The sequence below is a fragment of the Stenotrophomonas sp. YJH_SMC_135 genome (assembly GCF_059372355.1).
Genome location: NZ_JCAFVN010000003.1, coordinates 291,180 through 317,241 on the forward strand (window position 1 = coordinate 291,180; position 26,062 = coordinate 317,241).

Sequence of the window (26,062 nt, forward strand, 5' to 3'; positions counted from 1 at the left end):
CAGGGAGCGGCGGCCAGGGCCGCCACAGCAGCACTCAGGGCACGGCCACCGGGTAGGAGCCCAGCACCTTGATCTGCGCCGAGTGCGCTTCCAGTTCGGCCAGCGCCGCCTGCATCGGCGCGTCGTCGATGTGGCCGGCCAAGTCGATGAAGAAGCCGTATTCCCACTTGCCGTGGTGCGACGGCCGCGACTCGATGCGGTTCATGCTGATGCCGTGGCGGGCGAACGGGCTGAGCACATCGAACAGCGCACCGGGCTTGTCATGGATGAACACCAGCACCGAGGTGCGGTCGTGACCGGAGGTCGGGAAGATGTTGCGGCCCACCACCAGGAAGCGGGTGGTGTTGTCGGCATCATTCTGGATCGGCTTGGTGACCACCTTCTTCAGGCCGTACACGTGGCCGGCACTCTCGCCGCCGATGGCCGCTGCGTCGTCGGCGTTGCGCGCGCGACGCGCACCCTCGGCATTGCTCGAGACCGGAATCTTCTCGGCCTTCGGCAGGTTGGCGCGCAGCCACGCCGAGGTCTGCATGAACGACTGCGGATGCGCGTAGATGCGCTCGATGTCCTCGATGCGGCCGCTGCGCGACATCAGGAACTGCTGCACGCGCAGTTCCACTTCGCCACAGATCTTCAGGTTGGAGGTCAGGAACATGTCCAGGGTGATCTGGATGGTGCCCTGTCCCGAATTCTCCACCGGCACCACGCCGAAATCGGCGTTGCCCGCTTCCACTTCCTGGAACACTTCCTCGATGCTGGCCATCGGCAGGCCCAGCGCGGAGCGGCCGAAGTGCTTGAGCACGGCCTGCTGGCTGAAGGTGCCTTCCGGGCCGAGGTAGCCGATCTTCAGCGGCTCCTGCTGGGCCAGGCAGGCCGACATGATCTCGCGATAGACATGCACCAGCAGCTCGTCGCTGAGCGGGCCTTCATTGCGGTCCACCACCATGCGCAGCACCTGCGCTTCGCGCTCGGGGCGGTAGTAGTCGACAGCGGCGGCCAGCTTGCCCTTGGCCTTGCCGACCTGGTGGGCGAAGCGCGCGCGCTCGGCGATCAGGCTCTGGATGTCACGGTCGATCTGGTCGATCTTCGAGCGCACATCGGCCAGCGCCAGCGGTGCCAGGGTGGGTGCCGGGTTCGAGGCGGCCTTGGCCTTGCCCTTCGCCTTGCTGGGCGCGCTGTCCTTGGCCGGTTCGGCCTTCTTCGGCGCCTTCTTGCTGGATTTGCTGCTTGCCATCGGAATTCCTTGTTGCGGGACCCGCACCCGACGGTGCGCGCCGTTCATTGCTCAGCCGTGACGCTGCTGGAAATCGGCCATGAAGGCGACCAGCGCCTCGGCCCCGGCCAGCGGCATGGCGTTGTACAGCGAGGCACGGATGCCCCCGACCACCTTGTGTCCCTTCAGCGCCAGCAGGCCGGCAGCCTTGGCTTCGGCGACGAAGCGGGCATCAAGCCCGGCATCGGGCAGGAAGAACGGGATGTTCATCCGCGAGCGTGCCGCATGCGCGACCTCGTTCCGGTAGAAGCCGCCGGAGCCATCAATGGCGCCGTACACCAGTGCCGCCTTGGCGGCATTGCGCCTGGCGAATTCGGCCACGCCGCCTTCGGCCAGCATCCACTTGAACACCAGGCCGGCCAGGTACCAGTTCCAGGTCGGCGGGGTGTTGAGCATCGAATCGCGGGCGACATGCGAGCGGTAATCGAAGATGTCCGCGCGCGGCTGGCCAGTACGCTCGAGCAGATCGCGGCGGACGATCATCACTGCGATGCCGACCGGGCCCAGGTTCTTCTGCGCGCCGGCATAGATCACACCGTAGCGGCGTACATCCAGCGGCTCGCTGGCGATGGACGAGCTGAAGTCCGCCACCAGCGGCACATCGCCGGTATCCGGCACATCACGGAACTCGACGCCGTGGATGGTCTCGTTGGCGGTGATGTGCACATAGGCGGCGTCGGGCGAGAGCTGCCAGTCGGCGCGGGGCGGCAGCGTGCGATAGCCGTCGGGCTCGCTGCTGGCGGCAATGTTGACGTCGACGTAGACGCCGGCCTGCTTGACCGCAGTCTTTCCCCAATGGCCACTGACCACGTAGTCGGCGCGCTGGCCGGGGCTGGCGAAGTTGAGCGGGATCAGCGCCTGCTGGGTGGTGGCACCACCGGACAGGAACAGCACCGCGTAGTCGTCGGGGATATCGAGCAGGCGGCGCAGGTCGGCCTCGGCCTCGGCGGCCACGGACATGAATTCCGCGCCGCGATGGCTCATTTCCACGATCGAGGCACCACTACCGTGCCAGTCCAGCATTTCCGCCTGCGCCTGGCGCAGGACCGATTCCGGCAAGGTCGCAGGGCCGGCACTGAAGTTGAACGCGCGCGTCATGTCACACCTGTGGGGCAAGACCCCTAGTATGCCGCAGTGCACCAGCCTTGCGGCCTAGTGCGGCAAGGGAAATTTGGTTTCATTGGAATCCATTCGCCGCCGGCGTGGCGCCGGTAGTCGCCGACCTCGGTCGGCGTACGCCGTCAGGCGTCATGCCCGCCGAAAAAGCGTGCCGACCAAGGTCGGCACCTACCAAAGCCATGCGCCGTCAGGCGTCATGCCCGCCGAAGAGGCGTGCCGATCAAGGTCGGCACCCACCAGCGCGCGGACCCAGCGGATTCAGATCAGCAGCAAAGCCCCGGTAGTCGCCGACCTTGGTCGGCGTCCGCCGTCAGGCGTCATGCCCGCCGAAAAAGCGTGCCGACCAAGGTCGGCACCTACCAAAGCCGTGTGCTGCCGGGCGTCAAGCCCGCCGACGGAGCGTGCCGATCAAGGTCGGCACCCACCAGGGCGGCGGACCCAGCGGATTCAGATCAGCGCGCGCCGAACCAGAGCAGCAGGCTGAGCAGTGCGGCCAGCAGCAGCGCACTCACCAGCAGCCACGGCCAGCGCCGGACCCTGCGCGGCGCGGCCGGCAGCACCGGCGCCTGCTCGGCCTCGTGGCTGGCGTCGTCCTCGGCGGGCAGCGGCCGCCGGCGCGGATCGTGCGGCACTTCCAGCACGAACCGGTGCTGGCCATCGAACACGACCTGGTCGCCGGCCTGCAGCCAGCAGTGGCGCACGGCCACGCCGTTGACCCGGGTACCGTCGGCGCTGCCCAGGTCGCGCAGCAGCACGCGCTCGCCGTGCACTTCCACGCGGGCATGCTGTTCGGCGAAGGCCGGGTCATCGATGGCGATGTCGGCCTCGTTGCCGCGGCCGATCAGGCGGGCCCGCGACAGGGTGAAACTGCGGCCATGGTGCAGGCCGCCGACACCGCGCAGCAGTCGTTGCTGCTCGTCGCTGCCATCCTCGTTCTTCGGCGCAGGCGCCTGCAGCAGGCTCTCGACTTCGCCCTGCAGCACCATCTCCACGCCATCCACGTATACCGCATCGCCCGCGCGCAGCAGGGCCATCCGGCGCACCGGTCGACCATTGACGTGGATGCCGCGGATGCCATTGCCGACCTGCAGCCAGAGGCCGCGATCGTCCATGCAGAACTGGGCCAGCAGCAGGGCGCCGTGGCCGGCATCACCGAGCCGCACACTGCCGTTGGCCTGGCGCACGATGCGCTGCACCCCGGGCCGCAGGGGCTGGTCGGGCTGTTGTTGCTGACTGAAGTGAACTAGCAGGTTCTGCACGCGGCGCAGCCTAGCAGGTTGGTCGCCAACGAAGAAGAACCCACGATGAGTGCTTGGCGCGGCGGCCCTTGATGCGCACAATGCTCGCCCTCTTTGATCATCCCCGCCCTGCGCCAGGAGCCTGCATGTCCACCATCGATGTCCGCCACGCCCACGCCCTGCCCGACGCACAGGCGCGCGCCGCGATCGAACAGGTCGCTGCCAAGCTGTCCGAGCGCTTCGGCCTGAAGTCGTCCTGGACCGCCGACGTCCTGAACTTCTCCGGCAGCGGTGTGGACGGTGCGATCGAACTGCAGCCGGGCGCCGTGCGCGTGACCGCCAAGCTCGGTTTCCTGCTGTCGGCGATGAAGGGCATGGTCGAAGGCGAGATCCAGCGCGTGCTGAAGGAAAAGCTGGGCTGAATCCTGGCGGCGGCCATCACGGCCGTGCAACGCCACCGCGCGCTACTCTCGGGGCAGGCCCAACTCCCACGGGAAGTGCGATGAACCACTACGAGAACGACGACCGCCGCAACGACGACGCCTCTTTCGGTGACCAGGCCGAGCGCTTCTCGCGCAAGCTCAGCGATTCGGCGCAACAGGTCTGGCTGGCCGGGCTGGGTGCGCTGGGGCGCGCGCAGGCCGAGGGCAGCCGCTTCTTCGACGGCCTGGTGAAGGAAGGCGAAGCCTGGGAAGCCCGCCGCCGTGAACGCAGCGGCGAACAGGGCCCGGGCTGGCGTGACAACGTCGAAACCTCACTGGACGAGGCCCGCGAGAAGGCCTCCGGCACCTGGAACAAGGTCGAGAAGGCCTTTGATGACCAGGTACAGGGCGTGCTCAAGCGCCTGCATGTACCCACTGCCGACGAGGTGACCGCGCTGGAAGCCCGCATCGATGCCCTGCACGCGCGCCTGGCCAGGCTGGAAAACCGGGCAGCTTCGGGTGCAGATGCCCCCGCCCCGGGCAGCCATCAATCGCCGGACAGCATTCCCTGAGCGCAATTGTTGCAATGCAATAAATTTTGATTGACAATCGCGAGCAACCCGCCAATCGCTTCGGCTGCCGTTTGTTCCCTCCCCTCACGGCTTCAGGATTGGCGGGTTTTTCGTGTCCGCCGTATACCGATCTGCGCGCTCCATCACGCTTCCTGTCAGGAACATCCTGACCCAGCCGGGCACCGCGACCTTTACACTGTCGCTCTCCGCTTTCGCCCCTTCCGCCCTACTCCTGCATGCTCCCCTGGATCCTGGCCCTGCTGTCGGCCCTGCTTACCTGTTCCCTGGCCGTTGTCTATCTGTGGTGGATCAAGCGGCGGCAGAAGGAGATGCAACTCGGCCTGCAGGCCCTGGCAGGCATGCACTGGCGCGAATTTTCGGTACTCGTCAAGCGCATGCTGCGCGAGCAGCGTGGCCTGCGCGAGCTGGTCGATCCGGCCGAAGATGCCCGCGAGCCGAGCAGCGACTTCCTGCTCAGCGATGGCCCCAATCAATGGCTGGTGTCGTGCAAGCACGGCCTGGCCTACCGCATCGGCACCGCCGCAGTGAACGAACTGGGTGCGGCCGCGCGCCTGGCCGGCGCCAAGGGTGGCGTACTGCTGACCGAAGGCCGTATCGAGCGCGACGGCCGTGGCGCCGCCGAGAAGCAGGCGGTTGAAGTGCTGGACGGGCCGCGCCTGTGGCCGTTGCTGCAGCCCTACCTCCCTGCCGATATCGAAGCGCGCGTGCGCGCCAGCGCCCGGCACGAAGCGCTGCGCCGCATTGCCATTGCCGCACTGGGTGCGGCCACGCTGGGGCTGCTTGTCGGCCTGGGTCTGCAGGGCCTGCATGTGGACGAGGCCGCGCCGGTTGCTGCGGCACCGGTGGTGGCGACGCCTTCGGCCGCGCCTTCAGCCGCACCCGCCCCGATCGAAGCAGTCCCTGCGGCCGCCCCCGCTCCCACGCCTGCCGTCGCCCCCGCGACCGACGCGCGCAGCAATCCCGACCCCGATGCCGCCACGCTGGAGCGCTTCCAGGCCGATCTGGCCCGTGCCCTGGCCGGCAAGCCCGGCATCGCCAGCGGGGTCTGGCTGACCCGGCAGACGCTGGCGATCAACCGCACCGGCGAGCTGGAAAAGGTCTGGCCGCAGGTCTGCGAGGAAGTGCTGCACTACCCCGCCCTGCGCAACGTGCGCATCCAGCTCAACGCCCGCCCCGGCGTGGATGAGCCGGTGCGCTGGCGGCAGTGCGCCACGTACTGATGGGGCTGCATCCACGCGTGGCGTGGATTTACTGAACCCCGATGCGCGACCCCTTGGTAGATCCACGCCACGCGTGGATGCCTTTGCAGAGTTGAGCCACGCGCGAACAGCAGCCGAGCATGGGCTCGGCTCCACATGGCGCGTGCTCAGCCCAATGCCGCGAGATGGGCGATGTAACTGGAGCGCGATTCACCCGCCGCTCTGGCCTGCGCATCCAGCCTCGCCAGGATCCGGCGTGGCAGGCTGATATTGACCCGCTCGATGGTGTCGTCCAGCAGAGCCGGATCAATGCAGATGTACGCAAGAATCCAACAGATGTCCTTGGATGCCTCGGCGGCGATCTTCTGCGGCGCGGAAGGTGTCGGAATCGAGCGCCCCTCATCCAGGGCCACATCAATCCAGGCGAGCGCCGCCTCTTCCGCCGCAGTGAGCGCATCATCAAGCGTGTCGGCCGCTGAGAAGCACCCCGGCAGATCTGGAACGACCACACCCCACGCGTTGCGCTCATCGCCTGCCTCGATCAAGACTGGATATCGCATGGGCCCTCCTACGTCAGTCCTGCGAGCTTCCGCAACGCCTGCACCAGCCCTTTCCCCAGATCCTTCCTTGGGTGAGGAACGGTGAGGATGTGAGGGTGCTGCGGGCGCACGAATACATGATGGGATCCGCGGATCCGACGACAGATCCAACCTGCCGCTTCCAGTTCCCGGATGAGGTCCCTGCTCTTCATGCAGGGACGATACACATCGTACACACGCCCCGACAGAGTTCAAGGCGACAGTCGTTTCGGCAGAGTAGATCCACGCCATGCGTGGATGGAATCCCTATCGCGCGCCCGGCGCGAAGCGCGCCACCAGGTCCCAGGCATCCCCCAGGAACACCTGGCGCACGCGGGTGATCGGCTGTTCGCCACGCCAGGTCAGGCGTTCGATCACCAGGCAGGCGGTACCGGGCTTCACATCCAGCAGCCTGGCGGTGGCAGTATCCGCGCCCCAGGCACTGATGCGATGCTGGGCGCGGGTCCAGGACACGTTCTGCAGCAGCCAGCTGCCCGGGGCGGTGGTGCTGAAGTCGACCTCCAACACCTCGGGCACGCCCACCGGGCTGATCAGGCGGTGCTCCAGTGCCAGCGGGCGGCCATCGGCCAGGTGCAGGCAGCGCATCGCCAGCAGCATTTCGCTGCCGGCCAGCTCGACTTCGCCGGCATTGCCGGCATCGGCCAGGCGCAGATCGCGCTGCAGCAGTCGATAGGCGTACTGATGTCCCCGCGAGCCGACTTCCATCGCGATATCGGGAATCTCCAGCGCCACCTGCTCCAGGTGCGGTGGCTGACGCGCCACGAACGAACCCGCGCGACGGCGGCGCTCGATCATGCCGCTCTCGGCCAGTGCGGTCAGCACCTTGTTCACTGTCATCCGCGAGCAGCCGTACTGCTCCATCAACTCGTGCTCGTACGGAATCCGGAAGCCCGGCGCCCACTCTCCACTGAGGATGCGGCTTTCCAGATCGCTGCGGATACGCTGGTTGAGCGTGGCGGACTTGCTGGCCTTCACGTAATGGGGTCTCGGTGGCGGGAGGCGATCAGCCCAGCACGCCGCGCAGGGCGGCGGTAAAGGCGGTGGTGATCGCCTCGCGCTGCAGGTGGCGGCCCTCGGCCACGCATTGGCGGCCATGGCGCCAGACCGATCGCAGCGCGCCATTACGTGCGGCGAACACCCAGCTGTCAAGCCATGCGTCATCCTGTCGCGCCTGCAGCGCCGGGTGCCCGGCGTCCAGTTCAACCAGGTCGGCACTGGCGCCGACCTGCAGGCCGGCGGCCACACCCAGCGCCTGTGCGCCACCGTGCAGTGCACCTTCAAACAGGAAACGACCGCTGCTGCGGGTGGCATCCGGCGCCAGCACGTTGCGCCCGCGCAGGGTAAGCCGCTGGCCGTACTCGAGCAGGCGCAGTTCTTCGGCCGCGTCGATCAGCACATTGGAATCGGAACCGACGCCGAAGCGCCCGCCCTCGCGCGCGAACGCCTGCATCGGGAACAGGCCGTCGCCCAGGTTGGCCTCGGTGATCGGGCACAGGCCGGCCACGGCCTGGCTGGCGACAATGGCCGCGCGCTCGTCATCGGTGATGTGGGTGGCATGCACCAGGCACCAGCGCGCATCCACCGGCGCATGGTTGTACAGCCACTGCACCGGGCGCTGGCCGCTCCAGGCCAGGCAGGCCTCCACTTCGCGCACCTGCTCGGCGATGTGGATGTGGACCGGGCCGTCGGTCAGCGGCAGCAACGCACTCAGTTCCTCGCCGGTGACCGCACGCAGGCTGTGCGGTGCGATGCCGAGCACCGCGTCGGGCAGCGCGGCCAAGGCCGGCTTGGCGGCCTCCAGCAGCTGCGCGAAGCCGTCCACGTCGTGGATCAGGCGCCGCTGCGCTGGATTCGGCGCCGCCCCGCCGAAATCGGCATGTGCATAGAACACCGGCAGCAGGGTCAAGCCAATGCCGGTCTGGTCGGCGGCGGCGGCGATCCGCGCACTCATCTCGGCGCGGTTGGTATACGGCCGGCCGTCGGCATCGTGGTGCAGGTAATGGAACTCGCCGACGCGGGTGAAGCCACTTTCCAGCATTTCCATATAGGCCTGGGCGGCAATGGCCTGCACCGCGTCTGGGCGCAGGTGGGCCAGGAAACGGTACATCAGCTCGCGCCAGCTCCAGAAGCTGTCACCGTCGCCGCCGCCGATCTCGGTCAGCCCGGCCATGCCGCGCTGGAAGGCATGGCTGTGCAGGTTGGGCAGGCCCGGCACCAGGATTCCGACGCGGGTGTCGCCCGCCTGCGCGCCCTGCCCCGTGCTGATGGCCGCGATGCGACCGTCCTGCACCTGCAGGCGGACATCGCGGACCCAACCTTCGGCCAGCAGGGCGTGGGCGGCATGGAAACTGTGCGGGGAACGCGAATCGGACATGGCTGGACAACCCGAAATGGACGCCTATATTGTATAGACATATAAGCACAGCCGCGTTGTGGATGCCATGCACGTCGATACCCTCTGGTCCAACGTCCACCTGATCACCCTTGATGGCGAAGGGCTGGGTGTCATCCGCGATGGCGTCCTGGCCTGCGCCGACGGCCGCATCGTCCACGTCGGCGCGGCCGGCAGCGATGCCCACCTGCAGCCGACCACCCGCATCGACGGCGAAGGCCGCTGGATCTCGCCCGGCCTGATCGACTGCCACACCCACCTGGTCTACGCCGGCAACCGCGCCAATGAATTCGAGCAGCGCCTGCAGGGCGTCAGTTATGCCGAGATCGCCCGTGCCGGCGGCGGCATCGTCTCCACCGTGCGCGCCACCCGTGCTGCCACCCCGGAACAGCTGGCCAGCGAAAGCCGGCCGCGCCTGCTGGCGATGCGTGCCGAAGGCGTGACCACGATCGAGATCAAGTCCGGCTACGGCCTGACCCTGCCCGACGAACGCAAGCAGCTGCAGGTCGCACGCGCGCTGGGCGAGGAATGCCGGGTCAACGTGGTGACCACCTTCCTCGGCGCACACGCGGTTCCGCCAGGCCGCGAAGCACAGGAATACACCGACGAGGTGTGCAACGTGATGATTCCGGCCATCGCCGCCGAAGGCCTGGCCGAAGCGGTGGATGTGTTCTGCGAGAACATCGCCTTCTCGCCGGCGCAGGCGCGCCAGGTCTTTGAAGCGGCGCGCGCCAACGGGCTGTCGGTGAAGATCCACGCCGAGCAGCTGAGCAACCAGCATGGCGCCGAACTGGCGGCCCGCTTCGGGGCACTGTCGGCCGACCATATCGAACATCTGGACGATGCCGGCATCGCCGCGATGGCCGCTGCCGGTACCGTCGCCGTGCTGCTGCCCGGTGCCTTCTATTTCACCCGCGATACCACCCTGCCGCCGATCGCCGCGCTGCGTGCGGCCGGCGTACCGCTGGCGCTGGCCACCGACAGCAACCCGGGCACTTCGCCGCTGACCAGCCCACTGCTGGCGATGAACATGGGCGCCACCCTGTTCCGCCTGACCGTGGACGAGTGCATCGCCGGCTTCACCCGTGAAGCGGCGCGCGCACTGGGCCATGGCGAGCGCATCGGCCGCCTGGCGGTGGGCATGGACTGCGACCTGGCGATCTGGGACATCGATGCCCCCGCCGACCTGGTCTATCGCATTGGATTCAACCCGCTGCACGCGCGCGTGGTGCGCGGACAGCCCGACCTGCCTGCCTCCTGGAGCAACACATGAGCAACACCCTGGTTCTTCGCCCCGGCCATGTCACTCTCGCCCAGTGGCGGCAGGTCTATCGCGGTGCGCCGCTCGCACTGGACCCGGCCGCGCTGCCGGTGGTGCGCGCCAGTGCGGCGGCGGTGGCCGCCATCGTCGCCAAGGGCGCGCCGGTGTATGGCATCAATACCGGCTTCGGCAAGCTGGCCAGCGTGCGCATCGAGCGCGAAGACCTGGCCACCCTGCAGCGGAACATCGTGCTCTCGCATGCCGCCGGCGTGGGCGAGCCGATGCCGGCCAGCGTGGTGCGCCTGATGATGGCGCTGAAGCTGGTCAGCCTGGCGCAGGGTGCGTCAGGCATTCGCGAGGAGACCCTGCTGCTGCTGGAAGCGATGCTGGTCAAGGGCGTGCTGCCGGTGGTGCCCGCACAGGGCTCGGTGGGTGCCTCGGGTGACCTGGCGCCGCTCTCGCACCTGGCCAGCGTGATGCTGGGCGTAGGCGAAGCCTTCATCGGTGACGAGCGCCTACCGGCAGCCGACGCACTGGCACGTGCCGGCCTGCAGCCGATCGAACTGGGCGCGAAGGAAGGCCTGGCGCTGCTCAACGGCACGCAGTTCTCCACCGCCTATGCGCTGGCGGGCCTGTTCGAGATCGAGACCGTGTTCCAGGCCGCGCTGGTCACCGGCGCGCTGTCGGTGGAAGCGGCCAAGGGTTCCGACACGCCCTTCGACCCCCGCATCCACGCCATCCGCGGCCAGCGCGGGCAGATCGCCACCGCCGCCACCCTGCGCACGCTGATGCAGGGCTCGGACATCCGTGAATCGCACCGTGACAACGACGTGCGCGTGCAGGATCCCTACTGCCTGCGCTGCCAGCCGCAGGTGATGGGCGCGGCGCTGGACATCCTGCGCCAGGCCGCTACCACGCTGGAAATCGAAGCCAACGGCGTCTCTGACAATCCGCTGGTGTTCACCGATACCGGCGAAGCGTTGTCCGGTGGCAACTTCCACGCAGAGCCGGTGGCCTTCGCGGCCGACATGCTGGCGATGGCGGTGTGCGAGATCGGTTCGATCAGCGAGCGCCGCCTGGCGATGCTGGTGGACCCGGCGCTGTCCGGCCTGCCCGCCTTCCTGACCCCGCGCCCCGGTTTGAATTCCGGTTTCATGATTCCGCAGGTGACTGCCGCGGCGCTGGTCTCGGAAAACAAGCAGCGCGCCTACCCCGCCAGCGTTGACTCGATCCCGACCTCGGCCAATCAGGAAGACCATGTGTCGATGGCCGCGCACGGCGCGCGCCGGCTGATGCAGATGGCCGAGAACGCGGCCAACGTGATCGGCATCGAGCTGCTGGCCGCTGCGCAGGGCTGCGACTTCCACGCCCCGCTGCGCTCCAGCGCCGCGCTGGAAGCCGTGCGCGCCACCCTGCGTGCGCAGGTGCCGACGCTGGAAGAAGACCGCTACTTCCATCCGGACATGGTGACCGCCACGAATCTGGTGCGCAGTGGCGCGCTGGCGCAGGGCCTGACCGACCTGCTGCCAACCGTGGAACCGCAGGCATGAATACCCAACCCGAATGGCTGACGGTGCACGAAGGCGACGCCCCCCTCATCGTCAGCTTTCCGCATACCGGCAGCGAGCTGCCGCACGACCTGTTCGGCGACTACCACTCACCGTGGCTGGCCCGCCGCGACGCAGACTGGTGGGTACACGAACTGTACGACTTCGTGCGTGGCATGGGCGCGACCACGGTGCGCTCGGCGATTTCGCGTTCGGTAATCGACCTCAACCGCGATCCCAGCGGCGTCTCGCTGTACCCAGGCCAGAACACCACCGGCCTGTGCCCGCTGACCACCTTCGACAACCAGCCGCTGTATCACGCCGGGCGCGAACCGGACGAAGCGGAAATCGCCCGTCGCCGCGACACGTATTTCCTGCCTTACCACGATGCGCTGGCGGCGCAGATCACGCGCCTGCGCGCACGCCACGCTACCGTGGTGGTGTACGACGCGCACTCGATCCGCTCACACATCCCGCACCTGTTCGAAGGCGAGCTGCCGCAGTTCAACCTGGGTACCGCCGGCCCGTCCGGTGCACCGGACACCTCCTGCGACAACGCCTTGAGCGATGTGGTGGAGAACCTGCTGGCGCTCAGTGGCATGAGCCAGGTGCGCAACGGCCGCTTCAAGGGCGGCTGGATCACCCGCCACTACAGCAACATCCCGGGCGGCGTGCACAGCCTGCAGATGGAACTTGCCTGCCGCGGCTACATGCACGAGCCGCTGCCCGACCAGGTGGACGAACACAGCTGGCCCACCCCGCTTGACCCCGCCCACGCCGCACCGCTGCGCCACACCCTGGCGCAGGTGCTCAACGCCTGCCTTGAATTCGCTACGAACCGGAGCGCCGCATGACCCGCAACGACCCGTCCCGCACCATTGCCGCGCCGACCGGCACCACGCTCAACGCCAAGAGCTGGCTGACCGAAGCGCCGCTGCGCATGCTGATGAACAACCTGCACCCGGACGTGGCCGAGCGCCCGCAGGAACTGGTGGTGTATGGCGGCATCGGCCGCGCCGCGCGCGACTGGGAGAGCTTCGATGCCATCGTCGAGACGCTCAAGCGCCTGGACGACGACCAGACCCTGCTGGTGCAGTCGGGCAAGCCGGTAGGCGTGTTCCGCACCCACGCCGACGCACCGCGCGTGCTGATCGCCAATTCCAACCTGGTGCCGCGCTGGGCCAACTGGGACCACTTCAACGAGCTGGATAAGAAGGGCCTGGCCATGTACGGCCAGATGACCGCCGGCAGCTGGATCTACATTGGTGCGCAGGGCATCGTGCAGGGCACCTACGAGACCTTCGTGGAAATGGGGCGCCAGCATTTCGGCGGCGACCTGAGCGGCAAGTGGCTGTTCACCGGTGGCCTCGGCGGCATGGGTGGTGCACAGCCGCTGGCTGCCGTGATGGCCGGCGCCTCCTGCCTGGCCGTCGAGTGCCGCAAGAGCAGCATCGACATGCGCCTGCGCACCGGCTACCTGGATACCTGGACCGACAACCTGGACGAAGCGCTGCGCCTGATCGACGAGTCGTGCAAGGCCGGCACGCCGAAGTCGGTGGGCCTGCTCGGCAATGTGGCCGACGTGCTGGCCGAACTGCTCAAGCGTGGCGTGAAGCCGGACCTGCTGACCGACCAGACCTCCGCGCACGACCCGGTGAACGGCTACCTGCCGCAGGGCTGGACGGTCGAACAGTGGGATGAGAAGCGCGCTTCCGCCCCCAAGGAAGTGGAGAAGGCCGCGCGTGCATCGATGGCCAACCACATCCGCGCCATGCTCGGCTTCCATGCGCTGGGCGTGCCCACCGTGGATTACGGCAACAACCTGCGGCAGATGGCGCTGGAAGAAGGTGTGTCCAATGCCTTCGATTTCCCGGGTTTCGTGCCGGCCTATATCCGTCCACTGTTCTGCCGCGGCATCGGCCCGTTCCGCTGGGCCGCACTGAGCGGTGATCCGGAAGACATCGCCAAGACCGATGCAAAGGTGAAGGAACTGATTCCGGACAACCCGCACCTGCACCGCTGGCTGGACATGGCCGCCGAGAAGATCAAGTTCCAGGGCCTGCCGGCACGCATCTGCTGGGTCGGCCTGGGTGATCGTGATCGACTCGGCCTGGCCTTCAATGAAATGGTGGCCAACGGCGAACTGAAGGCACCGGTGGTGATCGGTCGCGACCATCTGGACAGTGGCAGCGTCGCCTCGCCGAACCGCGAAACCGAAGCGATGGCCGACGGCTCCGATGCGGTGTCCGACTGGCCGCTGCTGAACGCCCTGCTCAACACCGCCAGCGGCGCGACGTGGGTGTCGCTGCACCACGGTGGCGGCGTGGGCATGGGCTTCTCGCAGCACGCCGGTATGGTGATTGTGTGTGATGGCACCGAAGCGGCGGCGAAGCGGATTGGCCGCGTGCTGTGGAACGACCCGGCCACTGGCGTGATGCGCCATGCCGATGCGGGGTATGAAGTAGCGATCGACTGCGCGAAGGAAAAGGGACTGGATCTGCCGGGGATCCTCGGCTGATCACGGAGGTGCCGGCCAGCGGCCGGCACTACCGAAACGTGTGGTAGTGCCGGCCGCTGGCCGGCTCTCCCCGATGCGGGAATCGGCGGCCTTGACCCGCTCGTCGGTCGTGACCAACATGCGCCATCACCGCTGATGGATCACCGCGATGTACCGCACGCTCGCTGCCGCATTGCTCTGCACGCTGTTTGCGATCCCGCCCGCTTCGGCGCGTGACGTCCCCACCACACTCTCCACTCAGCTAGACGCCCAACTGCAGAGCAACCGCGAGCGCTACGGCATTGCCGGCCAGGCGGTACTGGTCGCACACAACGGCCAGGTGCTCTACCAGGGCGCCAGCGGTGAACGTGATCCCGCTGCCCTTGCCCCTGCCACCGTCGAGACCATCTTCGCCGCGCAGTCGATGGCCAAGCTGCTGACCAGCACGCTGGTGATGCAGTTGGTCGATCAGGGCAAGGTGGATCTGGATGCGCCGGCCAGCCGCTACGTGCCGGGCCTGCCGTTTGCATGGCAGGCGATCCACGTGCGTGATTTCCTCAACCACAGCTCCGGCATCGGCGAGTACTACGACCGGGTGGATAACCGCTGGGTGAGCAAGGGCTACCCCGGTGTAGCGCCTGACCTTGGCGCGGCACTGAAGGTGGCCGGTGCGGCACCGATGCAGTTCGCCACCGGCAGCCGCGTGCAGTACACCCAGGCCAACTACCTGGTGCTGACAGCGCTGCTGGAAGCACACTACCGCACGCCCTACCCGGCCATCGCGCGCGAACGCATCCTGCAGCCATTGAAGATGACCAGCACGTCATGGGGCATCGCCAACGTGCCGGTCGAGCGCGCGGCGGTGCCGTACATCGGCAAGGATGGCGCGTTGCAACCGGCCAATGAAGATCCCTGGCCCAACTACGGCTGGGGGCATGCCGACCTGCAGACCACCGTGGGCGACATGAACCGTTTCCTGCAGGCGCTGGCGACCGGCAAGCTGGTGCGCACGGCGACCCTGGAAAAACTCTGGCAGCCGCAGAAGCTGAGCGGTGGCGGCAGCAATTTCTTCTCCACCGGTTGGGATACCACCCGCAGCGATGGCTACACCCAGGTCGGTCATGATGGCGGCACCCGCGTTCGTGCGCGGTTGGCCTACAAGGGCACGCTGGCCAACGGTTACTGGGTGTTCGTGTACCTGACCAATGGCAGCGCCCGCAATGTCTGGTCCAGCACGCTGGTGGAGAGCACGATGGCGGTGGTTGCGCCCGGGGAGTTTCCGCATGCGGTGTTGTCCGAGCGGCTGATCGGCTATGCGCTGGATGACAGCACCGATGCGAAACCGCAGATGCGTAGCTGGCTGCGCGACAGCAATGGCGTTCCCAACGGCGAACTGGAACGTGCGATCAACAGTGATGGCTATGCCATCCGCGAAAGCCTCGGTGCACGCAAGGCGCTGAAGGTGTTCGCGCTGAACACCGAGCTGTATCCGCAGTCCGCCAACACGTGGGACAGCCTGGCCGAGTGCCACGCTGCATTGGGGGAGAGGGAAGCGGCTGATCGGCTGTACGCGAAGGCCAAGAAGCTGGCGAAGCCCTCGCCATAAACCCTGCTGTAGAGCCGAGCCCGTGCTCGGCTGATCTTCGCCGCGATGGCAGACAACCCGCGCTGCGCGCGATTAGCCGAGCGTGGGCTCGGCTCTACAGGAACACGGCGGGCGGCCATACGCCGCCGGCGGGTGACGCGGCGCTGCCGACCTGTTAACTTGCGCGCCACTTTCGTGGTTTACAGCATTCCCGCATGTCGCTTCCGTCGTACCGCCCTCACCCGTCGCTGCTGTTCCTGGCTGTTTCCCTCGCCCTGGCTTCCACCGCCGCCGCCGCCCCACAGGCCACCACGCTGGACGCCGTACAGGTCACCGCCGCCGGTGCCAACGCGCAGGCGCGCGAAGCGCTGAAGCGCGTGCCGGGCGCCAGTAACGTCATCGACGTGGCCAAGGCCGACAGCCGCCTATCCACCAGTGCGGATGTGCTGGCCTATCAGCCGGGTATCAGCGCGCAGTCGCCGGGCAACGAAGGCACCAGGATCTCGATCCGTGGCTCGGGCATCAATCGTGGCCCGGGCGCGCACGCCTCGGGCATTGCGGTGTCGATCGACGGCCTGCCACTGACCGGCCCGGGCGGCACGCCCTACGAGCTGCTGGAACCACTGTGGCTGTCGCGCGTGGAAGTGCTGCGCGGCGCCAACGGCTTCGAGCGTGGCGCGCTGGCGCTGGGCGGTGCCATCGACTACGTCAGCCGCAGCGGTCGTGATTCGGCGGGCGTGCAGCTGCACTACGAAGCCGGCAGCCGTGGCTATCAGAAGCGCGGCATCAGCTGGGGCGGCGTCAGCGGTGATGTCGACTACTTCCTGGCCTACACCGATACCGAATTCGACGGTTACCAGCGTCATGCGCGCGGCGACGGCAAGGGCGCGATGGCCAACATCGGCTGGCAGATCACGCCCGACCTGCAGACGCGTTTCTTCGTGCGCTACCGCGAAACCAATCATGAAACGCCCGGTCGCCTGACCCGCGATCAGATCCGTAACGATCCGCGTGCCGCGAATGCGGCCAACCTGGCCATCGATGCGCGTCGCCCGCAGCCGGGCAGCACCTGGGTGGGCAACGTCACCACGCTGCAGATCGATGAGGACTCCTCGTTGCAGGCCGGGCTGGTCTATCACACGTACCCGATGGACTTGAACGAGAGCCTGTACCGGCAGCAGCTGGACTACGCCAACCTCAACGCCACGCTGGACTACCGCCATCGCCACCAGCTGTTCGGCCTGGACAGCGAAACCACGGTCGGCCTGCGCGCCACCCACGATCTGGACGCCGATGTGCGCGAGTCGCTGCGCTTTGCCAGCAACGGCTTCGCTGCCGGCACGCGCACGCGTGACTTCCGCCACCACGGCACCGTCAGCACGCTGCACGTCAGCAATACCCTCGCCTTCAATGACCGCCTGCGCATGCAGACCGGGCTGGCGCTGATCAACACCCGTCGCGATGTGCAGGTGACCTGGCCGAGCAGCGGTGGCCGCCTGCGCGACCACGACTGGGACTACGCGCCGCGACTGGGCTTCACCTGGCAGCACAGCGCCCAGACCCAGTGGTTCGGCAACCTCAGCCGCTCGGTGGAGGCGCCGCACCCGTGGTCGATGATCTGGGGCTCGAACCAGTACTTCGGGCCAGGCAATGGCCCGTCTACCGGCCGCCAGCGCGCGCCGGTGCCGATGCAGAACCAGACCGCCACCACGCTGGAACTGGGCGCGCGCGGTGACGCGGCGCTGGGCCGCTGGGAACTGACCGGCTACTACGCGCACGTGAACCACGAACTGCTGAGCGTTGAACTGCAACCGGTGCCGAACCTGTTCATCGCCGAGAACAACGCCAGCCCCACCGTTCACCGCGGCATCGAGGCCGGATTGGACAGCACGCTGTGGCAGGCTGCACCGGGCCGGCTGTCGCTTCGCCAGGCCTATACCTTCAGCGATTTCCGCTACCGCCACGACGCGCGTTTCGGCAGCAACCGCCTGCCCGGCCTGCCGCGCCACGCCTACCACGCCGAGCTGCGCTTCGATCATGCATCCGGCCTGTACGCCGCGCTCAATACCGAATACGCCTCGCGCATCGCCGTCGACTACGCCAACAGCTACTGGGCCGACAGCCATGTGATCTTCGGCAGCCGCATCGGCTACGACGCACCCGGTGGCCGCTGGCAGGCCTGGGCGGAGATGCGCAACCTCGGCAACCGCCACTACGCCGCTACGGTCACGCCGGGTTACGACGACGCCGGCAAGGATGTCGCGCGCTCGACCCCGGGCGAAGGTCGTGGCGTCTATGCGGGCATGCGCTGGCGCTTTGACTGATTGCCGCAGGCGGCGCCGGGTGTGATCCGGCGCCGCCGTTCCAGTGTCAGCCGATACGCCAGGCCGGCAGGCGCTCGCTGCGCTTCCAGATGGAAGGCGCCAAGCCGATCAGCACCAGTGCCGCCAACCACTTCGGCGAGGTACTGAGCAGTGTCGAGGTGAGCGAGCCATCGGCGGGGGCGGCCATTTCCTGCCACGGGTTGTAGCCCAGGTAGACGACGCTGCCAGCCCACCACAGCAACGCCACACCGACACCCACCAGCAGCAGGGCCAGCGTGCGGCAGGTCCAGCGCTGCGAGGTAGTGCCCCATTCCCGCGACGCCGCGGTCAGCAGGCCCACCACCAGCAGCGACACCAGTGCCACCAGGCCGATATCGACCTTGGTTCCAATGCGCTCATAGGTACAGGCGCGGCACTGCGCCTCTTCCGCGGCGGCGGCGGCTTCGGCGCCATCGGCCTGCCCGGCTGCGGGCTGCGCCAGTGCTGCAAACGGCAACAACGCCGCCAGCAGCGTCACCATGATCCAACGAAACAACGTCCTGTTCCTGCGTGCAGCGACATCCATGCGCTCTTCCTCGTCAGTGGTTGTGTGTCCCAGTGGGCGTCCGGCCATCCAGCGCCCCTGTTTCAGACGCAGTACGACAAGCTCCCGATAGGTGACACCGCCGGGACACGAATCCCGGCCGACCGCGATCATAGCCCACTGTTCAGTGCAGCTGAAAACGGGGCGGGTCCAGGCGATATGAAGGAGCCAACCGCACTCCCCCCCCCGGATGACCTGCAGCAGATGGCTCGCACCCGGCACGCATTCCTGCGCGAGCCAGCCCAGTACGGCGAAAAACAGCAGCAGGCCGAGCAGCGGCCAGATCGTATGCGACACGCATACCCGCCACCATCCCTGTTCCTGCATGCCCTGCATGCGAGGCGATGGGCTGCCACCGCCCACATCCTGCGACAGTCCCTCCAGTACGTTGCCCAGCGCCAGCGGATCCAGATCCACACCAGCAGCAGGAACACGCCATAGGCCAGCAACACGGCCATCGGGTAGCGAAGCAACATCGCGTCGATGCCGGCCAGGCGCAGCAGGTACGAGGCAAGGAATCCGGCCGCACCGGTCAGGGCGACGATCAGCGCCATCTGCAGGCGTGGCCAACCCCGCTGCTGCAGGTACCGGCGCGCACGCACGACTTCGCTGCCGTGGTTTACGGGCAATTTCAGTGGACTGCGTGAAAAATGGCGTGAGCGCTTCATTCCGCCGCCGGGGGCCGGAGGCAGCGCGGCCAGGGACTTCGGGAACCTGATGCTGCATGCGGACATCCTTGCCGGGCACGCGTAGGCGGTGGTGGACGGATTCCAGCGCGATGGGGCCGTGGGTCCATCACCCACAGGCCGCACTGGCGCCGGCCTTGTACCCGCGCGCCGGCGGCTGGATCATGACTTTCCGCTACGAAAAAGTATGCTCTACGGCATGCACGTCTCCCAGCTCACCCGCTCCACCGCCCTCGTGATGTTCGTTCCAATGATTGGCCTCGCCAGTTGGGGTTCGTGGTTTGGTAGCCGCTGCATCAGCGATGGCTGCCTCGGCGTCCTGGTGGCATGGCTTGCCGCCGTGGCCACCTTTGCGGTGCAGGCGTTGCTGGTGCTCCCGACGCATGCCTGGGCCCTCAAGCGGCAGGGATCCCCCGCCTCCCGCAGCTACCTGCGTTGGTTGGGCGCGTCGGCCATCGCTGCCTTCCTGCCCATCGTGCTCGGCTGGGGCTATCTGATGATCTTCCGATGACCTGCTGCGCGTCTTCCGCACGCGGATAGCCGGATCAAGGACGCGCGGCCGCCTTCAGCAACTGCGCGGTCACCTGGTCGAACGGGGCGATGTCCTGCAGTGCGCGGCACATCGCCACTGCGCCTTCCACGCTGGCAATCACCAGGCTGGCCAGCCCGTTCGCAGCCGACTGTTCGTGGCCGTCGGCAATGAAGGCTGCGGCGAGATGCCCCTGCCAGCGCGCGAACACTTCGGCAGCGGCAACGCGTGCCTGGCTGGGCACGGCCTCCACCGGCTCTTCCACTGCCGCGGCCAGCACCGGACAGCCCGCGCGGAACCCGGAACGCAGCAAGCGCTCACGCCACATCGCCAGGAACTGCTGCAGGCCCTGCACCGCCCCACCCTTCAGCAGCTCCACCAGCAGCGTTTCTACCTTGTCGCCAGCCATGTGGGTGGCGCGCGCCAGCAACTCCTGCTTGCCGCCGGGAAAGTGGTGATAGGTGGAGCCCAGCGGTGCCTCGGCCAGCTTGGTCACCTCACGGATGCTGGTGGCATTGAGACCCACGCGCGCCAGCATCTGTGCCGCAGCATCAATCACGCGTTGTGGCGCATCAGAGGGACGCGGGCTCACGGTGGGCTCCTTGCTAAGACAGTCGTCATAGATTAGCGTACCGGCGATTCTATAACAGTCGTCATAGCCATGAATCTCTGGTTCCGCCTGCTCCACCTGCTGCTGTGCAGCCTGTTCCGGCCGAAGCTGGAGGCCCCGTTCGGGGTCTCGCGCCTGCAGTTCCGGGTGCTGCCCAACGATCTGGACAGCAACCTGCACATGACCAACGGTCGCTACTGGAACATCTTCGACCTGGGCCGGCTGGACCTGATCCTGCGCATGGGCCTGGGCCGGGTGGCGCTGCGCGAGAAGTGGGCGCCCATCGTAGGCGCCGGCACCATCCAGTTCCGTCGCGAGCTGAAGCCGTTCCAGCGCTTCACCCTGGAAACGCGCCTGGTGGGCTGGGTCGGCTCGCGCGGCATCATGGAGCAGCGCGTGCTGATCGGGCCCGAGCAGAAGATCGCCACGCGCGCGCTGCTGGTCACCGGCATCTACGACCGGCGTGCGCGCCAGTTCCTGGGCATGCCGAAGATGATGGAAGCGATCGGCGTGGTCGCCCCGCCGTCGCCGCCGCTCAGTGCGGCCGCCGAAGCGTTGCTGGCCGCCGATGCGGCGTTGAAGCAGGACGACGCCTGAGCTTCAGGGGGCCGCCACCGGCACCGCGTGCGGTTCGCGCGACACGACCTGGGTGCGCCCTCCCACGTGCAGCACGTACTCGAAGGACTGCCGCATGCGGCTGTATGCGCCGCCATCCGGCACGCCGTAGTTGGCACCCACGCTGAGGGTATGCCGGCCCGGCGGCAACGGCTTGAGCATTACCCAGTAGCCGTCGGCGGCGGCCAGCCGAGAGTGTTCGTCGTCGGCATCCATGCGGAAGCAGCCTTCGCTGCGGACCCGATGCCTGCGCATGTCGCCCAGTGGCTGGCCGTCCAGCAGCACCACCGCGCTGATCAGGTAATCGTTGTTGACCGCCGCCCCCGCCTGCAGCTCCTTGCAGGACACAGCCTCATCCACCTGGTAGTGCGCCATGTTGATGATCGGCAGCAACAGGTACTTGCCAGCCGGCACCACGCATTCGCGATGTGGCCGGAAACGGCCATTGGTGCCGGCCAGGTTCCAGACCGGGCCTTCCTGGCCCAGATCACACACACGGCCATCCGGGTCGAGATAGGGCGCGCCGCCCTGGGCGTCGGCCCAGCGCCACCAGCGGGCGGTCCATTCGGCCAACGAAACGCCGCCCACCGGTTCACGCGTCAGCGGCGAAGGCACCGCCGTGTCTGCACTGAACGCCGGCACGGCGGCCAGCAGCAAGGCCATCGTTGCGCCACTGCGGCAAAGCCATCCCTGGATTCCCTTCCGCATCACCCACCCCATCGTCCCTGGCGGCCACGCGGCGTGGCCAGCTTCGGCGCCACTGTACCTTGGCGGGCTGGATCCTGTGCAGTGCGGGTACTGTGCCTACTCCAGCGCCATTGCGCGCTTGACCGCCGCCTCGGCCAACGGCGCCATCACCGCATAGCCCTTCGCCGTGGGATGCACGCCGTCGTCGGCCAGCTGCGGATCCAGCCCTCCGGCGGCATTGGCCATCGGCGTGTAGTAGTCCAGATAGACCAGCTGCTTCGCATCGGCATAGCGCTTCAATGCCGCGTTCAATGCGCGCACCTTGGGCGCAGGTGCCGTGCCCGGCAACCACGGGTAATCGCTGACCGGCAGCACCGATGCCAGCACCACGGCAATGCCATGTGCACGAGCCAGGTCCACCATCGCGTGCAGGTTGTCTTCGATCATCGCCTGCGTGGTCGGGCCGGTGTTGCCGGCGATGTCGTTGGTGCCAGCCAGGATCACCACCACCTGCGGCTTGAGTGCCAGCACGTCCTGCGGGAAACGCACCAGCATCTGCGCCGTGGTCTGGCCGCTGATCCCGCGATTGAGCCAACCCTTGCCGGGAAAGAACGTCGCGCTGCCCTCCCTGCCCCAGCCTTCGGTGATCGAGTCACCGAAGAGCACCACGCGTGGTTGCCCCGGTACGGCGGCAGGCAGTCGCGCGTTGGCATCGCGGTAACGCTGCAGTTCCGGCCAATCGGCCAGGCGCTGCTGCATGAAGCGCACCTCGTCCGGGCGCAGTCGCTCGACAGGTTCCACCAACAACGGGTTGACGGCGGGCACGTCGGCCGCCATCCCATGGGCGCTCATCGCGCTACCGAGGGCAACCGCGGCCAGGCCAGCGGACAAGGAACGCATGGGGTCTCTCCGTTGAATGTCTGCGCCAGTCTAGCGCGCGGCCCCGCGCTCAGCGTGCCGCCGACCGAGCCGCCACGCCGGTCACCTTGGCCGGCATCCACATGCCTGGCGTCCAGCCGCTGGCGGCGAGGATCGCCTTCGGATTGTCCTGCTGGATCAGCGCACGTACCGCATCGCGCTTGTCCCTGGCCTGCAGGTAATAGGCCTTGGCGATGCGGTAGCCCACCCAGTAGCCCAGGTCGTAAGGCTCCTGCGAGCCCGGCTTGTAGTTGTACAGCCACGGCGACAGATCGGTGCTGTCCACATCCAGCGCGAAGGCGCTTTCGATATGCACCTCCCGGCCACGGGTCCAGGCGGCGTGCCGGCCGTTGCCGACGTTCCCGGAAATCAGTTCGGCGATGAACTCGGCAATGCCTTCGCCCAGCGAAACACGCAGCACCGTCGCATGCAGGTCGCCCGGCTCGAAATCGGTCAGGCCGGTCTGCTGGATGTGCACGTACTCGTGCGCGATCACGTGCACGAAGCGGTCCTGCACATTGGGATTCATGAAATCGGCTGCGCACAGCGCTTCCAGGCCGATGATCACGCCGCTCTTCGAGGTCAGCCCGACCGGCCGGCCACGGCCGACCGCGATGGTCACCGGCGGAAACGTGGCCTGCGGATAGATCGCCTGCAGGTTGCCGAACACCTGCACCAGGCGCTGCTTCACCGCCGGCAGCTCCGCAAGGCAAGCGCGGCCCTGCGCATACACCTCGGGCTGGCTGGCGATGGCCTCGGCAATACGCTCGGGCGTGACCCGGCGCGCCTTCGCCAGTTCACCCAGGCCCGCACTGCCTTCGGCCAGGTAACCTGCCAGCTGGGCGACGCTGGGCTTGCCGCCGGTGCTGTCGTAGAGCGCGTAGAAGCGGCTGGCATCGGTGGTGAGGATCTGCGGCCCCGGCAGGGTACCCGCCGACGCCACGCCGACCGCCCCGGCACAGGCCAGGGCAAGCAGGCAACGCAGGAAACTGGACATCGCTCCGTCCTTGGTGGAGTGCATGCGAAGCGCGCAATCTACCACTCCGCCCCGGCCACCGCAGCGGGCATATGCAGGCCCTTCGGGGCTGTGCCAGACTCACTCAGGCACCTGCCATGGATGATGGAGCACCGCACGATGATGATCGTTCCCGCGTACTGGGCCGAGGCCCGCCTGCAGGCCCGTTTCCGTGGCCGGCCGGTGGTCGTGCGCCGCTTCGGCTGGTCCGACGAGGGACCTGCCCAAGCCCAGGCCCACGCCGACGCACGTGCCCATGAAGCCCTCAACGCCATCATCGCCGGGCAGGTGCTGCCGCGTCGCGAAGTGCGCAGCAACTACGGTGTGGAGGGCGTACCGATCCGCGAGCAGATCGTGCAGCGCGACGGCGATGTCATCATCACCCGCAACAGCTATGGCGCACTGTGCCTCAACAGCCCCGACGTGCTGTTCGCCGACATCGACCATGCGCAGCCGCCGGCTGGATGCGTGATACCGGCCATCGTCGCTGCGGCCGTGCTGCTTGCCGGCGCCATCATTGGCACCGTGCTCTGGCATTGGCTGGTGGGCCTGGTACTGGGCGTGGCGGCAGTGCTGCTGGTCAACGCGGCACTGCTGATGCGGCGGAAGCAGCGTCTGGCCGCTGCCGGCGGTGCCGAAGGGCTTGCGCTGAAGCGCGTGGACGCCTTCAGCGAACAGCATCCCGATTGGCACCTGCGCGCCTACCGCACACCGGCGGGGCTGCGCGTGCTGGCGATGCATGCCACGTTCTCACCTGAGGACGAGCAGCTGCAGGCATTCTTCAAGGCACTGGGCACCGACACCCTGTACGCGCGCATGTGCCGGCTGCAGCATTGCTTCCGTGCACGACTGACCCCGAAGCCGTGGCGCGTGGGCCTGAAGTACCGCATCCGCCCGCCGGTAGCCGCGTGGTCCGCCGAACAGGCCAACAATCCGGATCGACTGGCCTGGATTGCCGACTACGAAAAGAAGAGTGCCGGCTTCGCGGCCTGTGCCTACCTGCGCAGCTTCGGTGATACCACCCGGGTGCATGCCAAGGCCGAGCATGTGCGTGACCTGCATGACCGGCTGTCACGCGCGCAGGATCGCCTACCGCTGGCGTGAGAGTGGCAGACGCTCAATCAGCGCCCTGCACGAACGGCTGCCCTGCCAAGGTAGTGCCCAGCTGCACCGCGATCTGCTGCCCGCCCTTCTCGAAGGTTGTCGCGCACTGCTTTCCGCCCTTCTGGCATCCGACTTCGGGAAAGCCCTCAAGTGACTCGGGGGCGCCCTGTGCCGGACTCGCCTGCCAACCTGCCGCATCCAGCAGGCGCTTGGCCTTGGCATAGGGCATGCCGGCGACGATGCCCAATTGCGTCAGCTCAGCAGGAAACGACTGGGCATGGGCGGTTGAAACCAGGGCCAACGACAACGTTGCAGCAAGGAGAATGGCTTTCATCGCAGTGACCTGAAACGAGCTATCAGGTTCAGCCTAGATCATTTGCGTGGCGTGCGAATGTGCCGGTAACACGCCGTTACCGTGTCTCCACGGTTGATTTCAGGACATGCGCAATTGATCACATGGCGGATTCCCTGCCCCTGGCGCCACAGTCCAGCGACTCCATCGCGAGATCCCTGCGCAGCCGGTCATGCAACCAGCGCGTCTGGAAACGCCTGCGTGAGTCTTCCCCTTCCGGCAGCAGGGCAATCACCGCTTCGCTCAGTTCCGGGTGCCACTGCTCCTGCGCGTTGTCCAGGTCCTGCTGCTCGAAAACCACCGAGGGCAGGCGTTTCCAGGGCAGCATCATTACCTTCTGTGAGGTCGACACCAGCACCACATCCGGACGCCCCGGCCGGCTCACGACAACCGTCATCATCGGCACATCATCGGTCCAGAGCCCGGAGAAATGCCGGTCGACACGCGACTGCAGGCTCCGTCCGGACAGCGCCTTGCGCGCCCACGCGCGCTGCTGTGCGAACGAGCAGGCATCCGTGTCCAAGCTGTGCAGCCCCGGGTCCAGGGACAGTATTTCGGCGCGATCCAGCCGCGAAGCGATCCGCTGCACCGCGGCCGCCCTGGTCAGCGGGGCGGTCTGCAGCGCGGTGTCGAGCGCCGCCATGGCGCCAAACGGCAGCAGCTCCGGCAATCGCGCCTTGCCGTCGGGCCTCTCCACCACCTGCACGCGGGTGGTCAGGCCATAGGCATCGCGCCGGATCACCCAGTGCTCCGATACCGAGCCCCAGCCGTACCAGTCGTATCTCACATCGACGCTCATCTGTGGCTGTGCCGCCATCGCCGCAGACGATGCGCACACCGCTGTCAGTCCCAACAACCAAGTCTTCATGGAGCTGCCTTGCCTCTGGGGTTCCGACGAACGGCAGCCGAGCATG

At 67.4% G+C, this 26,062-nt stretch carries 26 protein-coding genes; 12 read left to right on the forward strand and 14 right to left on the reverse strand.

Annotated elements, in window-relative coordinates; translation table 11 throughout:
• Positions 1–34 precede the first annotated feature (34 nt).
• The 3 genes from pheA to AC5P98_RS12395 form a co-directional block, all read right to left on the reverse strand.
• Positions 35–1,234: a prephenate dehydratase gene (gene pheA / locus AC5P98_RS12385; protein ID WP_014647616.1), complete on the reverse strand. Its 1,200-nt coding sequence runs from the start codon at positions 1,232–1,234 to the stop codon at positions 35–37.
• Positions 1,235–1,285: 51 nt separating this feature from the next.
• Positions 1,286–2,371: a 3-phosphoserine/phosphohydroxythreonine transaminase gene (serC, locus tag AC5P98_RS12390; RefSeq protein ID WP_014647617.1), complete on the reverse strand. Its 1,086-nt coding sequence runs from the start codon at positions 2,369–2,371 to the stop codon at positions 1,286–1,288.
• Between the two features lie 473 nt (positions 2,372–2,844).
• Positions 2,845–3,651: an FHA domain-containing protein gene (locus AC5P98_RS12395; RefSeq protein ID WP_049407843.1), complete on the reverse strand. Its 807-nt coding sequence runs from the start codon at positions 3,649–3,651 to the stop codon at positions 2,845–2,847.
• A 125-nt stretch (positions 3,652–3,776) separates the two neighbouring features.
• Here AC5P98_RS12395 and AC5P98_RS12400 point away from each other — a divergent pair, with 125 nt between their 5' ends.
• The 3 genes from AC5P98_RS12400 to AC5P98_RS12410 all read left to right on the forward strand — a co-directional run bounded on the left by AC5P98_RS12400 (position 3,777) and on the right by AC5P98_RS12410 (position 5,865).
• Positions 3,777–4,052, forward strand: coding sequence for a polyhydroxyalkanoic acid system family protein (locus tag AC5P98_RS12400; protein WP_005417302.1), 276 nt, complete (start codon positions 3,777–3,779; stop codon positions 4,050–4,052).
• A gap of 80 nt (positions 4,053–4,132) precedes the next feature.
• Positions 4,133–4,624 (forward strand): phasin family protein, encoded by a 492-nt coding sequence (locus AC5P98_RS12405; protein ID WP_032961659.1) that lies wholly within the window; start codon positions 4,133–4,135, stop codon positions 4,622–4,624.
• A gap of 236 nt (positions 4,625–4,860) precedes the next feature.
• Positions 4,861–5,865, forward strand: a complete 1,005-nt coding sequence (locus tag AC5P98_RS12410) for a restriction endonuclease (RefSeq protein ID WP_049407845.1) — start codon at positions 4,861–4,863, stop codon at positions 5,863–5,865.
• 146 nt (positions 5,866–6,011) lie between these two features.
• Here AC5P98_RS12410 and AC5P98_RS12415 read toward each other — a convergent pair whose 3' ends face one another.
• The 4 genes from AC5P98_RS12415 to AC5P98_RS12430 all read right to left on the reverse strand — a co-directional run bounded on the left by AC5P98_RS12415 (position 6,012) and on the right by AC5P98_RS12430 (position 8,817).
• A complete protein-coding gene (locus AC5P98_RS12415) occupies positions 6,012–6,404 on the reverse strand; it encodes a type II toxin-antitoxin system HicB family antitoxin (protein WP_049407848.1) in 393 nt (130 codons plus the stop codon).
• Between the two features lie 8 nt (positions 6,405–6,412).
• Positions 6,413–6,595, reverse strand: a complete 183-nt coding sequence (locus tag AC5P98_RS12420) for a type II toxin-antitoxin system HicA family toxin (protein ID WP_080354549.1) — start codon at positions 6,593–6,595, stop codon at positions 6,413–6,415.
• Between the two features lie 94 nt (positions 6,596–6,689).
• The gene (hutC, locus tag AC5P98_RS12425) at positions 6,690–7,418 is read right to left on the reverse strand and encodes a histidine utilization transcriptional repressor HutC (protein ID WP_032957259.1); all 729 of its coding nucleotides are present in this window, start codon (positions 7,416–7,418) and stop codon (positions 6,690–6,692) included.
• Between the two features lie 28 nt (positions 7,419–7,446).
• Positions 7,447–8,817 carry a formimidoylglutamate deiminase gene (locus AC5P98_RS12430; RefSeq protein WP_049407850.1) on the reverse strand — a complete coding sequence of 457 codons (1,371 nt, stop codon included), beginning with the start codon at positions 8,815–8,817 and terminating at the stop codon, positions 7,447–7,449.
• A gap of 67 nt (positions 8,818–8,884) precedes the next feature.
• Here AC5P98_RS12430 and hutI point away from each other — a divergent pair, with 67 nt between their 5' ends.
• The 6 genes from hutI (at position 8,885) to AC5P98_RS12460 (ending at position 18,049) form a co-directional block, all read left to right on the forward strand.
• Entirely contained in the window at positions 8,885–10,108 is a 1,224-nt protein-coding gene (hutI, locus tag AC5P98_RS12435) for an imidazolonepropionase (protein ID WP_049407859.1), read from the forward strand.
• A complete protein-coding gene (gene hutH / locus AC5P98_RS12440; RefSeq protein WP_049407853.1) occupies positions 10,105–11,646 on the forward strand; it encodes a histidine ammonia-lyase in 1,542 nt (513 codons plus the stop codon). Before hutI ends, hutH begins: the two co-directional genes overlap by 4 nt.
• The gene (gene hutG / locus AC5P98_RS12445) at positions 11,643–12,497 is read left to right on the forward strand and encodes an N-formylglutamate deformylase (protein WP_049407855.1); all 855 of its coding nucleotides are present in this window, start codon (positions 11,643–11,645) and stop codon (positions 12,495–12,497) included. The genes hutH and hutG overlap by 4 nt, the downstream gene beginning before the upstream one ends.
• On the forward strand, positions 12,494–14,161 hold the full coding sequence (gene hutU / locus AC5P98_RS12450; RefSeq protein ID WP_049407857.1) for a urocanate hydratase: 1,668 nt from the start codon (positions 12,494–12,496) through the stop codon (positions 14,159–14,161). The genes hutG and hutU overlap by 4 nt, the downstream gene beginning before the upstream one ends.
• A 148-nt stretch (positions 14,162–14,309) precedes the next feature.
• Positions 14,310–15,746, forward strand: coding sequence for a serine hydrolase domain-containing protein (locus tag AC5P98_RS12455; RefSeq protein ID WP_495230048.1), 1,437 nt, complete (start codon positions 14,310–14,312; stop codon positions 15,744–15,746).
• 194 nt (positions 15,747–15,940) lie between these two features.
• Complete coding sequence (locus AC5P98_RS12460; protein WP_049408620.1) at positions 15,941–18,049, forward strand: TonB-dependent receptor family protein; 2,109 nt, start codon at positions 15,941–15,943, stop codon at positions 18,047–18,049.
• Positions 18,050–18,095: 46 nt separating this feature from the next.
• Here AC5P98_RS12460 and AC5P98_RS12465 read toward each other — a convergent pair whose 3' ends face one another.
• A complete protein-coding gene (locus tag AC5P98_RS12465) occupies positions 18,096–18,614 on the reverse strand; it encodes a hypothetical protein (protein ID WP_099475852.1) in 519 nt (172 codons plus the stop codon).
• Between the two features lie 903 nt (positions 18,615–19,517).
• On the opposite strand from AC5P98_RS12465, the gene AC5P98_RS12470 reads away from it, so the two are divergent.
• Entirely contained in the window at positions 19,518–19,829 is a 312-nt protein-coding gene (locus AC5P98_RS12470) for a hypothetical protein (RefSeq protein WP_262084720.1), read from the forward strand.
• A gap of 34 nt (positions 19,830–19,863) precedes the next feature.
• Here AC5P98_RS12470 and AC5P98_RS12475 read toward each other — a convergent pair whose 3' ends face one another.
• Positions 19,864–20,439, reverse strand: coding sequence for a TetR/AcrR family transcriptional regulator (locus AC5P98_RS12475; RefSeq protein WP_049408615.1), 576 nt, complete (start codon positions 20,437–20,439; stop codon positions 19,864–19,866).
• A gap of 69 nt (positions 20,440–20,508) precedes the next feature.
• Here AC5P98_RS12475 and AC5P98_RS12480 point away from each other — a divergent pair, with 69 nt between their 5' ends.
• Positions 20,509–21,054, forward strand: a complete 546-nt coding sequence (locus tag AC5P98_RS12480) for a thioesterase family protein (protein ID WP_049397600.1) — start codon at positions 20,509–20,511, stop codon at positions 21,052–21,054.
• A gap of 3 nt (positions 21,055–21,057) precedes the next feature.
• Here AC5P98_RS12480 and AC5P98_RS12485 read toward each other — a convergent pair whose 3' ends face one another.
• The 3 genes from AC5P98_RS12485 to AC5P98_RS12495 form a co-directional block, all read right to left on the reverse strand.
• Positions 21,058–21,735, reverse strand: coding sequence for a hypothetical protein (locus AC5P98_RS12485; RefSeq protein WP_049408613.1), 678 nt, complete (start codon positions 21,733–21,735; stop codon positions 21,058–21,060).
• Between the two features lie 141 nt (positions 21,736–21,876).
• Entirely contained in the window at positions 21,877–22,659 is a 783-nt protein-coding gene (locus AC5P98_RS12490) for an SGNH/GDSL hydrolase family protein (protein ID WP_049408611.1), read from the reverse strand.
• A gap of 49 nt (positions 22,660–22,708) precedes the next feature.
• Positions 22,709–23,674, reverse strand: a complete 966-nt coding sequence (locus tag AC5P98_RS12495) for a DUF2268 domain-containing putative Zn-dependent protease (protein WP_049408609.1) — start codon at positions 23,672–23,674, stop codon at positions 22,709–22,711.
• 138 nt (positions 23,675–23,812) lie between these two features.
• Here AC5P98_RS12495 and AC5P98_RS12500 point away from each other — a divergent pair, with 138 nt between their 5' ends.
• Entirely contained in the window at positions 23,813–24,796 is a 984-nt protein-coding gene (locus AC5P98_RS12500) for a hypothetical protein (protein ID WP_049408630.1), read from the forward strand.
• A gap of 13 nt (positions 24,797–24,809) precedes the next feature.
• On the opposite strand, the gene AC5P98_RS12505 is transcribed toward AC5P98_RS12500, so the two are convergent.
• Positions 24,810–25,130: a hypothetical protein gene (locus AC5P98_RS12505; protein WP_041863592.1), complete on the reverse strand. Its 321-nt coding sequence runs from the start codon at positions 25,128–25,130 to the stop codon at positions 24,810–24,812.
• 118 nt (positions 25,131–25,248) lie between these two features.
• Entirely contained in the window at positions 25,249–26,061 is an 813-nt protein-coding gene (locus tag AC5P98_RS12510) for a hypothetical protein (RefSeq protein WP_229653710.1), read from the reverse strand.
• Position 26,062 lies beyond the last annotated feature (1 nt).

What these genes read in the sequence shown, in the direction of transcription:
- AC5P98_RS12465 (WP_099475852.1), bottom strand. Translation starts at nt 18,614, where the DNA reads ATGGATGTCGCTGCACGCAGGAACAGGACGTTGTTTCGTTGGATCATG.
- AC5P98_RS12460 (WP_049408620.1), top strand. Translation starts at nt 15,941, where the DNA reads ATGTCGCTTCCGTCGTACCGCCCTCACCCGTCGCTGCTGTTCCTGGCT.
- pheA (WP_014647616.1), bottom strand. Translation starts at nt 1,234, where the DNA reads ATGGCAAGCAGCAAATCCAGCAAGAAGGCGCCGAAGAAGGCCGAACCG.
- AC5P98_RS12485 (WP_049408613.1), bottom strand. Translation starts at nt 21,735, where the DNA reads ATGGCCTTGCTGCTGGCCGCCGTGCCGGCGTTCAGTGCAGACACGGCG.
- hutH (WP_049407853.1), top strand. Translation starts at nt 10,105, where the DNA reads ATGAGCAACACCCTGGTTCTTCGCCCCGGCCATGTCACTCTCGCCCAG.
- AC5P98_RS12420 (WP_080354549.1), bottom strand. Translation starts at nt 6,595, where the DNA reads ATGAAGAGCAGGGACCTCATCCGGGAACTGGAAGCGGCAGGTTGGATC.
- AC5P98_RS12430 (WP_049407850.1), bottom strand. Translation starts at nt 8,817, where the DNA reads ATGTCCGATTCGCGTTCCCCGCACAGTTTCCATGCCGCCCACGCCCTG.
- AC5P98_RS12480 (WP_049397600.1), top strand. Translation starts at nt 20,509, where the DNA reads ATGAATCTCTGGTTCCGCCTGCTCCACCTGCTGCTGTGCAGCCTGTTC.
- AC5P98_RS12470 (WP_262084720.1), top strand. Translation starts at nt 19,518, where the DNA reads ATGCACGTCTCCCAGCTCACCCGCTCCACCGCCCTCGTGATGTTCGTT.
- AC5P98_RS12410 (WP_049407845.1), top strand. Translation starts at nt 4,861, where the DNA reads ATGCTCCCCTGGATCCTGGCCCTGCTGTCGGCCCTGCTTACCTGTTCC.
- AC5P98_RS12500 (WP_049408630.1), top strand. Translation starts at nt 23,813, where the DNA reads ATGATGATCGTTCCCGCGTACTGGGCCGAGGCCCGCCTGCAGGCCCGT.
- AC5P98_RS12505 (WP_041863592.1), bottom strand. Translation starts at nt 25,130, where the DNA reads ATGAAAGCCATTCTCCTTGCTGCAACGTTGTCGTTGGCCCTGGTTTCA.
- serC (WP_014647617.1), bottom strand. Translation starts at nt 2,371, where the DNA reads ATGACGCGCGCGTTCAACTTCAGTGCCGGCCCTGCGACCTTGCCGGAA.
- hutG (WP_049407855.1), top strand. Translation starts at nt 11,643, where the DNA reads ATGAATACCCAACCCGAATGGCTGACGGTGCACGAAGGCGACGCCCCC.
- AC5P98_RS12495 (WP_049408609.1), bottom strand. Translation starts at nt 23,674, where the DNA reads ATGTCCAGTTTCCTGCGTTGCCTGCTTGCCCTGGCCTGTGCCGGGGCG.
- AC5P98_RS12415 (WP_049407848.1), bottom strand. Translation starts at nt 6,404, where the DNA reads ATGCGATATCCAGTCTTGATCGAGGCAGGCGATGAGCGCAACGCGTGG.
- hutU (WP_049407857.1), top strand. Translation starts at nt 12,494, where the DNA reads ATGACCCGCAACGACCCGTCCCGCACCATTGCCGCGCCGACCGGCACC.
- AC5P98_RS12405 (WP_032961659.1), top strand. Translation starts at nt 4,133, where the DNA reads ATGAACCACTACGAGAACGACGACCGCCGCAACGACGACGCCTCTTTC.
- AC5P98_RS12455 (WP_495230048.1), top strand. Translation starts at nt 14,310, where the DNA reads ATGTACCGCACGCTCGCTGCCGCATTGCTCTGCACGCTGTTTGCGATC.
- hutI (WP_049407859.1), top strand. Translation starts at nt 8,885, where the DNA reads ATGCACGTCGATACCCTCTGGTCCAACGTCCACCTGATCACCCTTGAT.
- AC5P98_RS12400 (WP_005417302.1), top strand. Translation starts at nt 3,777, where the DNA reads ATGTCCACCATCGATGTCCGCCACGCCCACGCCCTGCCCGACGCACAG.
- AC5P98_RS12510 (WP_229653710.1), bottom strand. Translation starts at nt 26,061, where the DNA reads ATGCTCGGCTGCCGTTCGTCGGAACCCCAGAGGCAAGGCAGCTCCATG.
- AC5P98_RS12490 (WP_049408611.1), bottom strand. Translation starts at nt 22,659, where the DNA reads ATGCGTTCCTTGTCCGCTGGCCTGGCCGCGGTTGCCCTCGGTAGCGCG.